Raw genomic sequence first — 12,356 nt, forward strand, 5'->3', positions numbered from 1 at the left:
TCAATTGTCCCCCGTGCGCTGCATGCGGCGATAGCGCGGCAGCGCGGCAAGCTTGTTCTCGCGCCATTCTTCCAGCGCGACGCGGGCCCGATCCTTCAGGCGCGCGGCAATTTCCTTCTCGCGGTTGGCCGCGATGCTGAGCCCTTCCTTCGCCTCCACCTTGCGGCGAGCGTCGTAGAGCGCGCCGTCGAGCTGGCGACCGGCCTGCTCCAGACGGCTGGCCAGTTCCTGCATCGATGCAAAGGAGGCACCGGTGGCGCCGCCCTGAACGCCGAACAGCTCGCCCCGCACCCGGCGCAGACGTTCCAGATTGGTGGCGATCCCCTCCGCCTCGTCACGGGCGCGCGCGGTCTCGGCCATGGCCATGGCATGCTGGACATGGCGCACGCGCAGCACGCGGTGGCGGCGGGACACCAGCCCCTTCACGCGCCGAACTCCGCGATAAGCGCGTTGGCGCTGGTATCAAGGTCGATCCGGCTCTTCTGGTCCTGGCGGATGAAGTTCAGGATTTCCTGGCGACGCTGCACCGCCTCGTCGATCACCGGATCATTGCCGGGACGATAGGCGCCCATCAGGATGAGGTCGCGATTTTCCTCATAGGCAGCCCAGAGACGGCGATAGGCGGCGGCGGCTTGGCGATGCTCGTCCGGCACGACGTCGGCCATTACGCGCGACAGGGACTTGCCGATATCGATCGCCGGGAAGATCGCCTGTTCCGACAGGCTGCGCGACAGCACGAAATGGCCGTCGACAATCGCGCGGGCGGCATCGACGATTGGATCGTCGGTGTCGTCGCCATCAGCGAGAACGGTGTAGAGCGCGGTGATCGAGCCGCCGGTGCGGGCGTCGACGCCGGCCCGCTCGACCAGACGCGGGATCAGCGCCAGCGCCGAGGGCGGATAGCCCTTCATCGCCGGCGGTTCGCCGAGCGCCAGGCCGATCTCGCGCTGGGCATGGGCGCAGCGGGTCAGGCTGTCGATCAGCAACAGCACCTTCTTGCCGCGAGCGCGGAAATATTCGGCGATGGCGGTGGCGCGGGCGGCCGCGCGCAGGCGCAGCACCGGCGGATGGTCGGCCGGCACGGCCACCACGATGCTCTTGTGCATCGCATGCTTGAGCTTGGTTTCGAGGAAGTCGCTGACCTCGCGGCCACGTTCGCCGATCAGGCCGGTGACGACGATATCGGCTTCCGCGCCGGCGATCATCTGGCCCATCAGCACCGACTTGCCGACGCCCGAGCCGGCAATAATGGCGATGCGCTGGCCGCGCCCGGCGGTCAGCAGCGCGTTGACGGCGCGCACGCCGAGGTCGAACGGCTCGGTCACGCGGCCGCGATCGAGGACATTGCCCTTCACCCCGTTGAGCGGCCAGACGCCGCCGGCGATGATCGGGCCCTTGCGGTCGAGCGGCTGGCCCATGGCGTCGATGACGCGGCCAATCAGCCCCTCACCCACCTGCACCATATTGGCCTGGCTGTCGGGTTCGACACGAATGCCGTTTTCCAGCGGCGCATCGGCATCGAGCGGCACCAGCAGGGTGCGTTCGCCACGAAAGCCGACGACTTCGGCGCGGCAGACCGACCCGTCGCTGGCCAGGACGCGGGCCCCCGAACCGATCGGACGGCGGAAGCCGGTGACTTCCAGCATGCCGGCATCATGGCTGACCAGACGGCCGACATGGCGCGGCTGGCGGTTCTGGACCTGAAGATGCTCGAACAGGGTTTCGGCCTGCGCCAGCTCGGCGCGGATCATGCCTTACCCTCCATGTCGTCCATCAGCGCGCGCAGGCGCGCCAGACGAACGTCCGGACCATCCTCGACCCAGCCATCGGCGGTTTCGAGGCGCACGCAGCCGCGCTGCATGTTCTTGTCCGACACCAGGGGCACGCCGATCTGCTCGCCTTCGAGCAGCGCGACGTCATCGGGATGCAGATGCAGCGCGCTCTTGTCGCTGCTGTCATCGATGAAGGCGGCGACCGCTTCGCAGCGCTGGGTCAGCCGGTCGAGATCGATCTGCACTTCGCCGACAATCTGTTCGACAAGGCGGACGACCGTGGCCGACAACATGGTCGACAGGCTACCACTGGGTGCCGGCGCCAGCATTTCGAGCGCGGCGGTCAGGCGGTTGCGTGCCTCGATTTCGTTCGCCTGATCCTCACCGGCGGCGCGATAGCCTTCCTCGAAACCCTGCGAAAAGCCCGCCATATGGGCTTCGTCAATCGGATCGGTCTCCGGTTCGGCATGGATCGGCGCGCGGGCAGGCGCCGCGACGACGTCGCCGGGCAGCGCCGAATAGAGGCTGCGGAAGCCGTTGCTGGCCACCTGGCCAACGCCGATCATCGGCACGCTCGATACGTCATGGCTGGCTTCGGCGGCCCAGATCTTAGACAAAGTCGTTCCCCTTGCCACCCAGCATGATGGTGCCGGCATCCGCCATGCGGCGGGCAGTGGCGATGATCAGCTTCTGCGCGTCGATGACTTCGGCCAGGCGGATCGGGCCGCGTTCCTCGATCTCGTCGGCGATCGCCTGCGCGGCGCGGGCCGACATGCAGCTGAAAATCTTGGCCTTGAGCATGTCGTTCGCGCCCTTGAGCGCCACGACCAGCACCTGGCTGTCGACGGTGCGCATCAGCGTGCCCAGATTCTTGTCATCCATGTCGATCAGGTTATCGAAGACGAACATTTCCTCTTCGATGGTCTGGGCGATCATCTTGTCGCGCTTGGCGACGGCCTTCATGATCCGCTGCTCATTGTCCTTGCGGACATTGTTCATGATCGCGGCCGCTTCGACCGTGCCGCCGCGCTGCGACGCCGCACCCTGCTTGTTCACCGGACCGCGCAGCAGCAACTGCTCCAGATCATCCAGCGCCTCGTTCGACACCGGGCCGAGCGTGGCGATGCGATAGACGATCTCTTCCTGATATTCGGTCGGCAGCAGTTGCAGCACGTCGGCGGCAACCGGCGCTTCCAGATGGGCCAGCACGATCGCCATGATCTGCGGATGCTCCATCTCGATCAGGATGGCGATTTCCTTCGCGTCCATCCACTTCAGCATTTCCAGCTGGGTGGAACGGGTCGGCGGGGTGATGCGCGCCAGGATGGTTTCGGCCCGTTCCTCGCCCAGCGCCTTGGTCATCGCGCCGCGGATATGGCGGGTCGCGCCATAGCCGATGGTAGTGCGCTTCTTGGCCTTGGTGACGAAATGATCGAGCGCCTCGTTCACTTCCTCGGGATCGACATCCTGCACGTCATACATGGCGTAGCCGAGCTGACGGACTTCTTCGGGCTCCAGGCGCGACAGGATCTGGGCGGCCTCATCCTCGTCGAACAGCATCAGCAGGACGGCGGCGGCGGCGCTGCCCTTGAGCGCCTCGGGACGGCCGGGGACGATCTCAGGCATTTTCCTTCTTCCCTTCCTTCAGAAGGTCGCGGACCACCAGGGCGGCGCGATCGGGATCCTGCTTCACGAAGTTGCGGATCAGGTCGGCGCGCTGGGCATAGTCATAGGTGGACGAGATCATGTCGAGCGTCACCGGACGGCTGGGATCGGGATTTTCGGTCGCCTGCTTGGTCAGTTCGCCCGAGATTTCGCGACCCAGGCGCTGCCCGGCTTCGGCGGTCTCCACGACCTTCGCTTCCTGGGCGGCGGCACGGCGCTTGAGCAGCGGGCGGCCGATGCCGAAGATCACCAGCAGCGCGACCAGCAGGGCCGAGACATTGCGGATCAGCGGCGACATCCAGTCGGCCTCATACCAGGGAGCCTTGACCTCTTCGGCCTTGGCGAAGCTGCGGGCCGACAGGGCGACGACGTCGCCACGGGCCTGGTCGAAGCCGACGGCGCCCTTCACCAGCGCTTCCAGCGCGGCGATTTCCTGGGCGGAGCGCGGCTTGCCATCGGCACCGGTGTCGAGCGCGACGGCGACCGACAGGCGCTTGACGGTGCCGACCGCATCCTTGGTGACCGACACTTCACGGCCCAGCTCGAAGCTGCGGTTGAAGGTTTCCTCGGTCTTCATCGGCGGCAGGCCCGGCGTGGCCGGCTGCTGTTCGGCCGTCTGTCCCTGCGTCACTGCCTGGCCGTTCGGGTTGGTCTGGGTCACGGTCGGGTTGACCGGTGCCTGGTTGCTGAGCGCGCCGGGGATGCCCGATGCCTCGCCAGCCTTCTGGCCCCGCTCGTCCGACGACCAGCTGCCCTGCTCGGCGCGCAGGCGCGCCTCGTCCTGGGGGAAGCTTTCGCGAGTCGCCTGGCGTTCGGCGAAATTCAGTTCGGCATGGACTTCGGCCGAGAACTTGCCGTCGCCCAGGATCGGCGTCAGCAACGCGACGACCGACTGGCGATAGCGGTCCTCGATCCGGGTCTGGATGGCGAGCTGGCGATCGTCGGCGGCATTGCCGTCATTGTTGCTGAGCAGGCGGCCATTCTGGTCGACGACCGAAATATCTTCCGGGTTCAGTTCCGGGATCGACGAGGCGACGAGATGGACGATGGCGCTGACCTGCGCGTCGGTGAGCGTGCGGCCCTGAGACAGGCGGAGCATCACCGAGGCGGAGGGCTTGGTGCGTTCGCGCAGGAAGACGCTGGGCGCTTCGACCGCGAGATGGACCTTGGCGCTCTCGACGCTGTCGATCGCCTCGATCGTGCGGGCGAGGTCGGTTTCGCGGGCGCCGCGCAGCTTCTCATTCTCGACCGCGCGGCTGGCGCCCATCGGCAGGCTGTCGATCATGCTGTTGCCGTCGGGCGCGCTCTTGGGCAGGCCCTGGGCGGCGAGCATCATCTTCGCCTTGAAATAATCGCCTTCGCCAACGGTCATGCCGCCGGCATTGTCGAAGTCGTACTTGATGCCATTCTGGTCGAGCACCTGGGCGACGGCAGACTTGTCGCCATCGGGCAGGCCGCGGAACAGGTCGCGCTGCGGCGGTTCGCGCAGGGCCAGCCAGGCCGCGCCAGCCACCGCAACGGTGCCGAGCAGGCCGAGAAGCGGCAGGCTCTTGGCCACGGCCGGCTGCTTGATGAAGCCGGCGAAGCGCGCCTTGAGCGCGTCCACGCCCTTGGCATTGCCGAAGCCGGCACCGGTGACGGCCGGGAGGGCCGGGGCAGCGGCCGAGCCGCCATCGATGGTGAGTGCGTTCTCGCTCATGGGTTAGACCGGCATGCTCATGATGTCCTTGTAGGCGGACAGGAGTTTGTTGCGGACCTGGAGGGTCGCCTCGAAGCTGACCGATGCCTGCTGCTTGGCCAGCATGACCGCAGCGATATCGGTGGTTTCGCCCCGTTCGAACGCCGAGGCGGCATCGCCGGCCTGGGTCTGCAGGCCGTTGACCTGCTGGAGCGCGTTGTTGAGCGCGTCGGTGAAGCCGCCCGGCGCGGTGCCCTGCGTTGCGCCCGCGCCGCCAGCCGAACCGACATTGCCGGTCGAGGCGACGTCGCGCAGCGCGGCGTTCTTCTGCAGGATGGCATTGCGCATCGCCATCACGCTGTCGGTGGGAGAGATACCGGTCATGCCCTAACCCTCCTTAAGCCGCAGCCAGTTCGCGCATCTCGGCGAGCCGATAGCGCAGCGTGCGTTCGGAAATGCCCAGCTTGCGGGCGGCGGCGGCGCGATGGCCGTCGGTCTCGCGCAGGGCGGTGCGGATCGCTTCCAGCTTGGAATGATGGGCGACGTCGCGCAGGCGGATCGGTTCGGCCGGCGCGGCAACGACTGCGGCAACCGGCGCGGCCGAAACGATACGCAGCGGCTGCGGCGCGCCAGCGACATGCAGGTCGTCGGCTTCGATACGCTCGCCGTCACGCAGCACCAGCGCGCGCTGCAGCACATTGCCCAGCTCGCGGGCATTGCCCTGCCAGCGATGGGCGGCCAGCTTGTCGAGCGCGGCGGCGGTCGGCCAGACAAAGCCGTCCTTGCCGGCATCCTGGTGGCGCAGCAGCATGGCGGCGGCGATCGCGGCGATGTCGCCGGGGCGTTCGGCCAGCGGGCGCAGTTCCAGCGCCATGACATTGAGGCGCCAGTAAAGGTCTTCGCGGAAGCGGCCCGCGGCGACTTCATCTGCCAGGTTGCGGTTGCAGGCGGCGACGATGCGGACATTGACCGGCACCGGATGGGTGGCGCCGACCGGCAGCACTTCGCCTTCCTGGAGGGCACGCAGCAGCTTGGCCTGGAGCGCGAGGGGCAGCTCCGCGATTTCGTCGAGGAACAGGGTGCCGCCGTCCGCGGCCAGGAACAGGCCGTCCGAGGCATTGGATGCGCCGGTGAAGCTGCCCTTCTTGTGGCCGAACAGCATGGCTTCCATCATGGTTTCCGGCAGCGCGGCGCAGTTAACGGCGATGAAGTCATGGGTGACCCGGCCGGACTGGGTATGAAGGAAGCGCGCCATGCCTTCCTTGCCGGTGCCGGTATCGCCCTGGATCAGGACGGTGGCATCGCTGCGGGCCACGCGGCCGGCCAGCGTCATCAGGCGGGCACTGGCGGCATCGCCAACGGCCGGGACCGAAGCCGGGCGAGCCAGTTCGGCAATCAGCGCAAAGGCAAAGCCCATGTCTTCGAGGCCAAAGGCGACGCGGGCGGGCAGACCATTGGCCGCCGGCACCAGCGACGGCTTGCCGTCGACCAGGTTGATGAGGATATCGCGATGGGTGGCATGGCCGATCTCGGTCGCGAGAAGAACGCGACGGCTATCCCGCTCCCGCGGGCTCTGCGCATCCACGATCCGCACCGTGTACAAGGCATTTTCGAGCCAGTGCTGCAAGCCCGGAACGAGCGCGCAGACCCCACGGCTCACGTCAAGCGATGACATGAACTGTCCCCAGTGTCTTGGCAGGTTTGTGCCCCCGCACGCCCCTACCCCCTTCGATGACTTAAATTTACGCCAGCGTGGTTATTAGATGGTTAACGCGGCCATTAACTTGCCGGTGACCGGCAATTTTTTTCCGCTCCGCCGGCAGAAAAATCGCACTCTATATATACGCGCACGCGTAGAGGGCTGTTTTTCCGTCTTTTTCCAGAAAAATCGCATCGGCCCCTAAAAGCTTTTCGCGGCCCGCCGTTATCCCCTTTCGAGGCCGCAAGCGTCAGACGACAGCGACCTGATGAACGGAAAGGGAATATCATGACTGTTATCGCAACCAACTCGTCGGCGCTGCGGGCCACCAATGCTTCGACCACCGCCAGCAAGGCCCTGTCCACCGCCATGGAGCGCCTGTCGACCGGCAAGCGCATCAACTCGGCCAAGGACGACGCCGCTGGCCTGGCCATCGCTTCGACCATGACCTCGCAGATCAAGGGCATGACCCAGGGCATCCGCAACGCCAATGACGGCATTTCGATGGCCCAGACGGCAGAAGGCGCGCTGGACGAAGTATCCAACATGCTCCAGCGTATGCGTGAACTGACTGTCCAAGCTTCGAACGGCACGAACGATGACAACGCAAAAGCGAACATCCAGACGGAAATCACCGCCCTGTCTGCACAGATCACCAGCACGCTGACCAACACCGAATTCAACGGCCAGAAACTGTTCGACGGGACTGCAGGTGACGGTAACGGCAAGGTAACGATCCAAGCTGGTGCAAACGCTAGCGATACGATCGACATTCAGTTCGACAACCTCTCGACCGGCCTTGCGACCATTTTGGGCTTCGATGCTGCGGGCGCCGACGCTACCGCATTCGCCACCGCCTTGGGCGATAGCGAGACCGCAGGTAGCTTCGACGAAGCGATCCAGTCGATTTCGACTGCCCGCGCCAACCTCGGCGCAACCCAGAACCAGCTCGAATCGACCGTTAACAACCTGACCGCGAACGTCACCAACCTGACCGACGCCAAGAGCCGCATCGAAGACGCCGATTTCTCGACCGAAACCACCGCGCTCGCCAAGGCCCAGATCCTGAGCCAGGCATCGACCGCGATGCTGGCCCAGGCCAACCAGAGCCAGCAGAACGTCATGAAGCTGATCCAGTAATCCGGATCGGACACCGAAAATGACGGGTTGAGGTATTGGTCACCGGCAACCCGCCATGTCACCCCCGGCACATCAACAGTCCCCACCGTGCCGGGGGTAACACCTTCGATCAAACGGCCAAATTCGAAGCCTCCGTCCCCCCGGACGGGGGCTTCATCGCGTTTGATTACAGGCACATCTTGCAATGCCGCGATCAGCACCCATGATGGACGCATGACCATGATCGACCGGCGCGCCTTGATCGCTGCTTCGGGCGCAGCGCTGCTGCTCCCCCGCCCTGCCCTTTCCCAAGCCAGAAACGACCGTTTCTCCTGGGACGGCATCATCGCCATGGCGCAGAAGCTGGCGCGTGCGCCCTTTGCCGAAACCCCGCCCAATCCGGTCGCCGCCAAGGTCGGCTATGACCAGATGCACCAGGCCCGGTTCCGCGACGAGAAGACGATCTGGGGCGACCTGCCCGGCGACACCGGCGTCCGCCTGTTCCCGCTGAGCGGCACGGCCCAGCAGCCGGTGCAGATCGAGTTGGTGGACAAGGGCGTGGCGACGCCGTTGCGTTATGACCCCGCCATGTTCGAGACGCCCGACGGCAATGCCGTCGCGGACCTTGGCCCGGACGCGGGCTATGCCGGCTTCCGCATCATGAATGCCAAGCGCGACGGCGACTGGCTGTCCTTCCTGGGTGCCAGCTATTTCCGCGCGCCCGGCCCGACCAAGCAGTTCGGCCTGTCCGCCCGCGCGATCGCGATCAACACCAGCATTCCGGGCAAGGAGGAATTTCCCCGCTTCACCCATTTCTGGCTGGAGCGGACCGGCGACAGCAGCGTGACCGTCTATGCCCTGCTGGACGGCGCATCGATCACCGGCGCCTTCCGCTTCGTCAACCGGCTTGGCCCCAAGGGGGTGACGCAGGACGTGACCGCCGCCATCTTCCCGCGCCGGCCGATCCCCGAACTGGGCCTGATGGCGATGACCAGCATGTTCTGGTATGACGAGGCGCATCGGACCAAGGGCACCGACTGGCGCCCGGAAATCCATGATTCCGACCTGCTGTCCATCGCCAGTGCCGATGGCAGCGCGCAGGCCCGGCCGCTGGTGAACCCGTCCGTCCCGCGCGTCGATGGCTTTGCCGAGACCAGCCCCAAGGGCTTTGGCCTGTTGCAGCGCGACCGTAATTTCGACCATTATCAGGATGACGGCGTCTATTATGACCGCCGCCCCTCGCTATGGGCGACGCCGTCTGCGCCGCTGGGTGCGGGGCAGGTGCGGCTCTACACCTTCCCGACCGACAGCGAATATACCGACAATGTCTGCGCTTATTGGACGCCAGCCAAGGCCGCGCGTCCCGGCAGCCGGATCGACGCCGCCTATCGCCTGGACTGGACGGCGGACCGGGCACCCGCCGGCAGCAATCTGGCGATCGTGCAGGCGGTCTGGCGCGGCCGTGGCGACGAAGCCGGGATCGAACGACTGGTGATCGACTTTGCCGGCCTGCCCGCCGACGCGAAGCCTGACCTGTGGACCGATATCGGCAATGGCACCATCGTCAAGAAGGGCGGATATCCGGTGCTGGGCCAGGCGGGATTGTATCGCGTGGCGATCGACGTCCGCAAATCGGGCGACAGAGCGGCGGATATCCGGGTCCAACTTCGCTCTGGCAATCGCGCGTTCAGTGAATATGTGCATTATCCGATAGGCGCATGAAGGGAACCACGCGGGTAGCGAAAGGTTCTAGCGCTCGGGTTAACCAGGAATGGGTCTGACATGACATCGACAGGAGGCACGAACGTGGCCGATGGGGCCACGGGGTCGCAAGCGCTTGTCCGGGCGTTCGAAAGCGTGCCGGCAGAGGCGCCGCTTGCCATGCCGGTGCAGGATTTCGCGACCGCGCCGGGTCGGATCCATCGCCCCCTGAACATCGACCTGTGGGCCCGCCGGCTGCTGGTCGTGCTGCTGGCACTGCTGCCCGCCGCGCTTGCCGCGCACGAGATGCGCCGGTCGATCGGCCTGGACGGTATTTCCTTCTGGGAAGGCGTCTATCTTGCCCTGTTCATCCCGCTCTTTGCCTGGATCGCCTTTGGCTTTGCCACTGCCGCGATCGGCTTCCTGTTGCTGACGGTCGGCAAGGGCAAGGGCGTTCGCCCCTATATCCCGCGCGACCGCACGCCGCTCAAGGCGCGTACCGCGATCCTGCTGCCGGTCTGCAACGAGGATTTCCTGGGCGTGCTCGGCCGCCTGTCGATCATGGAACGATCGCTGTCGCAGGTAATGGGTGGCGAACGCTTCGAATTCTTCATCCTGTCGGATTCCAACCCGGAAAATGGCGAGACCGAGCGCAAGGCCTATCTGGAAATGCGCAAGGCCTTCTCGCGCCCGGTCCATTATCGCCGCCGCGCCCGCAATATCGGTCGCAAGCCGGGCAATATCGAGGAGTGGGTGACCCGTTTCGGCGGCGCATATGACCATATGATCGTGCTGGATGCCGACAGCGTGATGAGCGGCCAGACCATGGCGCGCCTGTCGGTCGACATGGAACGTCACCCGCATCTGGGCCTTATCCAGACCGTCCCGACGGTGATGGGCGCCGCCACGCTGTTCGCCCGCTGGCAGCAATTTGCCAGCCGCCTGTTCGGGCCGATCTCGGCCGCCGGCATGATCTGGTGGGCCGGGTCCGAAGGCATGTTCTGGGGCCATAATGCGATCGTCCGGGTGCGCGCCTTCGCCGAAAGCTGCGGCCTGCCCGAACTGCCGGGCCGTGCGCCCTTTGGCGGCCATATATTGAGCCATGACATGCTGGAAGCGGCGCTGCTGCGCCGGCGCGGCTGGGACGTCCACATGGTCACCGCCGACGACAGTTTCGAGGAATTTCCGCCGGCCATGCCCGACCTGTTCACCCGCGATCGTCGCTGGTGCCAGGGCAACATCCAGCATGTCCCGCTGCTGGCGAAGATCAAGGGGTTGCACCCGGTCAGCCGGTTCCAGCTGTTCGTCGGCGCCTCGGCCTATTGCACCTCGCCGCTATGGCTGGCGATGATGCTGGTTGTTCTGGGCGGCGTCGCCACCGGCGTCTGGCCGCCGGCCGCCGTGCTGCCGTCCAGCACGCTGCTGACGGTAACGGCGGTGCTGCTGTTCGGCCCCAAGATATTGGCGATCGGCTGGGCCATGGCCGACCCGTCACGGCGGATCGGCTTTGGCGGCGCGGTGCGGATGACGCGCGGCGTGATCGCCGACATAATCCTGTCGATCCTGATGGCGCCGGTCGCGATGCTGACCCAGACGATCAACCTGTTCAGCATACTGATGGGCCGCAAGGCGAGCTGGAACGGCCAGACCCGCGACCGCGACGGCATGGCGATCCTGGGCGCAATCTGGCTGTTTAAATGGCATATCTTGCTGGGCGTCGGCCTGGCCGTGCTGGCGGTGCGCGCCAATGCGATCGGCTGGATGAGCCCGGTGCTGGCCGGCCTGTTCGCCGCGCCCATTCTGGCCGCGCTGACCGCGCGCAAGGATCTGGGCCAGCGGGCGGAAAATAGCGGTCTGTTCCAGGTGCCCGAACCCTGGTGGCGGACACAGAATTACCGGCCGCTGCGTTTCCGCTGGCCGGTTCCGGGTCGCAAGGCATCGGTATCGCGCCCCGCCAACGACGGTTGACGGGTGCGCGGGCCGGTCAGTTCCAGTCGCTGAGCTTGCCGCGCAGCTTGTCGAGCGCCGACTTCTTGATCTGGCAGACGCGCGCCGCGCCGATGTCCAGCGTCTGGCCGATTTCCTCCAGATTGAGTTCCTCGACGAAATAGAGTTGCAGCACCAGCGCCTCGCGCTCGGGCAGTTCGCCGATGCATTTGGCGAGCGCGCCCTTGAGCGATTCCCGCTCCATGATGTCGTCGGCGCGATCCTCGACATCGGCGAACCACATGGACTGGTCGGAATAGACCTCGTCCATGCTGGTGTGCTGGACCATCTCGGCGCCATCGGCCGCCTCGCGATAGTCGGCGGCATCCATGCCCAGTTCAGCGGCCATTTCCGCTTCGAGCGGCGCCCGTCCTAACTTCTGTTCGAGCTTCGCACGGGTGGCGGCCAGCTTCTTGCGGGTCGCCATGGCGGAGCGGCACAGGGTCGAATGGCGCCGCAGATGATCGATCATCGCGCCGCGCACGCGCAGCTGCGCATAGGAGGCAAAGCCCAGGCCTCGATCCTCGAAGCTGTTGGCAGATTCCACCAGCGCGACCATGCCGATCTGTAGCAGATCCTCCACCTCGATCGCGCTGGAGACGCGGCCATGGACATGCCAGGCGATCTTGCGCACCAGCGGCATGTAGCGGCGCGCCAGCTGTTCGGGGGAATTGGCAAGCCCTGCCCGTCCATAGGTAAGGACATCCGAGCCTGCAGCGACCTTATTCATATACAT

Annotated in this window: 11 protein-coding genes; 3 read left to right on the plus strand and 8 right to left on the minus strand. The window is 65.9% G+C overall.

Annotation, left to right across the window (positions count from 1 at the left end; translation table 11 throughout):
* Genes BRX37_RS08670 through BRX37_RS08700 form a run of 7 tightly spaced genes read right to left on the minus strand, consistent with a single transcriptional unit; the run spans position 1 to position 6,790 of the window.
* Entirely contained in the window at positions 1-426 is a 426-nt protein-coding gene (locus BRX37_RS08670; RefSeq protein ID WP_010338845.1) for a hypothetical protein, read from the minus strand.
* Complete coding sequence (locus BRX37_RS08675; RefSeq protein WP_010338846.1) at positions 423-1,751, minus strand: FliI/YscN family ATPase; 1,329 nt, start codon at positions 1,749-1,751, stop codon at positions 423-425. Before BRX37_RS08675 ends, BRX37_RS08670 begins: the two co-directional genes overlap by 4 nt.
* The gene (locus tag BRX37_RS08680) at positions 1,748-2,389 is read right to left on the minus strand and encodes a FliH/SctL family protein (protein WP_037490446.1); all 642 of its coding nucleotides are present in this window, start codon (positions 2,387-2,389) and stop codon (positions 1,748-1,750) included. Before BRX37_RS08680 ends, BRX37_RS08675 begins: the two co-directional genes overlap by 4 nt.
* Positions 2,382-3,398: a flagellar motor switch protein FliG gene (gene fliG / locus BRX37_RS08685; RefSeq protein ID WP_017500447.1), complete on the minus strand. Its 1,017-nt coding sequence runs from the start codon at positions 3,396-3,398 to the stop codon at positions 2,382-2,384. Before fliG ends, BRX37_RS08680 begins: the two co-directional genes overlap by 8 nt.
* Entirely contained in the window at positions 3,391-5,136 is a 1,746-nt protein-coding gene (gene fliF / locus BRX37_RS08690) for a flagellar basal-body MS-ring/collar protein FliF (RefSeq protein ID WP_125986379.1), read from the minus strand. Before fliF ends, fliG begins: the two co-directional genes overlap by 8 nt.
* Positions 5,137-5,139: 3 nt before the next feature.
* The gene (gene fliE / locus BRX37_RS08695) at positions 5,140-5,499 is read right to left on the minus strand and encodes a flagellar hook-basal body complex protein FliE (RefSeq protein WP_010338848.1); all 360 of its coding nucleotides are present in this window, start codon (positions 5,497-5,499) and stop codon (positions 5,140-5,142) included.
* Between the two features lie 13 nt (positions 5,500-5,512).
* Positions 5,513-6,790 carry a sigma 54-interacting transcriptional regulator gene (locus BRX37_RS08700; protein WP_125986381.1) on the minus strand — a complete coding sequence of 426 codons (1,278 nt, stop codon included), beginning with the start codon at positions 6,788-6,790 and terminating at the stop codon, positions 5,513-5,515.
* 312 nt (positions 6,791-7,102) lie between these two features.
* Between BRX37_RS08700 and BRX37_RS08705 the strand changes: the two genes are divergently transcribed.
* The 3 genes from BRX37_RS08705 to mdoH all read left to right on the plus strand — a co-directional run bounded on the left by BRX37_RS08705 (position 7,103) and on the right by mdoH (position 11,602).
* The gene (locus BRX37_RS08705) at positions 7,103-7,954 is read left to right on the plus strand and encodes a flagellin N-terminal helical domain-containing protein (protein WP_125986383.1); all 852 of its coding nucleotides are present in this window, start codon (positions 7,103-7,105) and stop codon (positions 7,952-7,954) included.
* Positions 7,955-8,167: 213 nt separating this feature from the next.
* A complete protein-coding gene (locus tag BRX37_RS08710) occupies positions 8,168-9,655 on the plus strand; it encodes an OpgD/OpgG family glucan biosynthesis protein (protein WP_125986386.1) in 1,488 nt (495 codons plus the stop codon).
* A gap of 60 nt (positions 9,656-9,715) precedes the next feature.
* Entirely contained in the window at positions 9,716-11,602 is a 1,887-nt protein-coding gene (mdoH, locus tag BRX37_RS08715; protein WP_026109019.1) for a glucans biosynthesis glucosyltransferase MdoH, read from the plus strand.
* A gap of 16 nt (positions 11,603-11,618) precedes the next feature.
* Here mdoH and BRX37_RS08720 read toward each other — a convergent pair whose 3' ends face one another.
* Positions 11,619-12,356 (minus strand): FliA/WhiG family RNA polymerase sigma factor, encoded by a 738-nt coding sequence (locus tag BRX37_RS08720; protein WP_010338853.1) that lies wholly within the window; start codon positions 12,354-12,356, stop codon positions 11,619-11,621.

This window comes from Sphingomonas sp. S-NIH.Pt3_0716, from assembly GCF_003950715.1.
Lineage (GTDB): Bacteria > Pseudomonadota > Alphaproteobacteria > Sphingomonadales > Sphingomonadaceae > Sphingobium > Sphingobium yanoikuyae_A.

Coding starts and splice junctions, on each gene's coding strand:
- BRX37_RS08710 (WP_125986386.1), top strand. CDS start 8,168: ATGACCATGATCGACCGGCGCGCCTTGATCGCTGCTTCGGGCGCAGCG.
- BRX37_RS08720 (WP_010338853.1), bottom strand. CDS start 12,356: ATGTATATGAATAAGGTCGCTGCAGGCTCGGATGTCCTTACCTATGGA.
- fliE (WP_010338848.1), bottom strand. CDS start 5,499: ATGACCGGTATCTCTCCCACCGACAGCGTGATGGCGATGCGCAATGCC.
- fliG (WP_017500447.1), bottom strand. CDS start 3,398: ATGCCTGAGATCGTCCCCGGCCGTCCCGAGGCGCTCAAGGGCAGCGCC.
- mdoH (WP_026109019.1), top strand. CDS start 9,716: ATGACATCGACAGGAGGCACGAACGTGGCCGATGGGGCCACGGGGTCG.
- fliF (WP_125986379.1), bottom strand. CDS start 5,136: ATGAGCGAGAACGCACTCACCATCGATGGCGGCTCGGCCGCTGCCCCG.
- BRX37_RS08705 (WP_125986383.1), top strand. CDS start 7,103: ATGACTGTTATCGCAACCAACTCGTCGGCGCTGCGGGCCACCAATGCT.
- BRX37_RS08700 (WP_125986381.1), bottom strand. CDS start 6,790: ATGTCATCGCTTGACGTGAGCCGTGGGGTCTGCGCGCTCGTTCCGGGC.
- BRX37_RS08675 (WP_010338846.1), bottom strand. CDS start 1,751: ATGATCCGCGCCGAGCTGGCGCAGGCCGAAACCCTGTTCGAGCATCTT.